Annotated in this window: 1 protein-coding gene; it reads left to right on the forward strand. The window is 30.8% G+C overall.

The features are described from left to right. Positions 1-226 precede the first annotated feature (226 nt). Entirely contained in the window at positions 227-1,174 is a 948-nt protein-coding gene (locus tag HMPREF9018_RS06910) for an IS30 family transposase (protein WP_039864628.1), read from the forward strand. Positions 1,175-1,208 lie beyond the last annotated feature (34 nt).

A 1,208-nucleotide genomic window follows, 5' to 3' on the forward strand; every position in this document is an offset into this window, starting at 1 on the left:
CAGAGACAAAATGAAAACTTAGATAAAGGAAGAGTAAAGTAGAGAAAGTACCGCAGATTGCATAAGCGTATGTGTCTATAATCCAATTGTAATAGACGATTGAATTATAATAGTGATATTGTATAACCCTTAAAATATCAAAAACATAGATATCAAAAAGGTTATGTTAAAATAATTTAATTAAATTATTATAGATTTATCAGAAAAATTTTAAATATTGAAAAATATGTACAAACATTTAACTTCTCAACAACGATATACAATTCAGACTTTGCTTGACAAAGGAGAAAGTAGAAAACAAATAGCAATGCTCATAGGTGTTGATACTTCCACTATTACACGAGAATATAATCGTAATAGTGGGAAACATAGATCATACAATTGGGAAACAGCACAGAAAAATGCAGAATTGAAAAAGAAACGCAAACCAGGGAATCATGCAAAATCAAAAGAAATAAAAGAAGAGGTTATACGCCTATTAGAAACAGAACAGTGGTCTCCAAAACAGATCAGTGCTGTTTTAAGAGAAAGAGATATAATTATCTCTCACGAAACTATATATAGAATGATACGTAAAGATAAAAAAGAAGGTGGGAGTTTATACACTCACTGTAGACATAAATTAAAACACCGTTCACGTCCTGTAGGTGATTGTCGTTCAACTATTTCTGACAGAATAAGTATAAGAGAGCGTCCTGCTGAAGTTAATGGTGTTAGATTTGGAGACTTTGAAATGGATATTATTGTAGGTAAAGGAAACAAAGGTGCGATCCTAACTCTTAAAGAACTTAGTACAGGCATGTTGTTCATGAGAAAGTTACCGAAAGGAAAAGATGCTAAAGAATTATCTAAAACAGTAGTAAGGTTATTGATGCCATATAAAAAAATCATTAAATCCATAACAACAGATAATGGATTGGAATTTGCCAATCATAAGTACATAACAAAAAAGCTTGGAGTAATAGTTTATTTTACAGATCCGTATTCTTCGTGGCAAAAAGGAGCTATAGAAAACATAAATGGTCTGATACGTCAATATATTCCAAAGTCGACATGTTTTGATGACATTAGTCATCAATATATTGCGAAAATTACTGACAAAATTAATCTTCGACCAAGAGAAAAATTAAATTTTTGTACTCCTTTTGAGTGTTTTTACGAAAAGATTTTATAATTTTGCGATGTAGTGCATTTGCACGTTGAATCCG

The sequence above is a fragment of the Prevotella amnii CRIS 21A-A genome (assembly GCF_000177355.1).
Classification (GTDB): domain Bacteria; phylum Bacteroidota; class Bacteroidia; order Bacteroidales; family Bacteroidaceae; genus Prevotella; species Prevotella amnii.

Excerpts from the sequence above, each read along its gene's own strand:
- HMPREF9018_RS06910 (WP_039864628.1), top strand. The coding sequence starts at position 227 with ATGTACAAACATTTAACTTCTCAACAACGATATACAATTCAGACTTTG.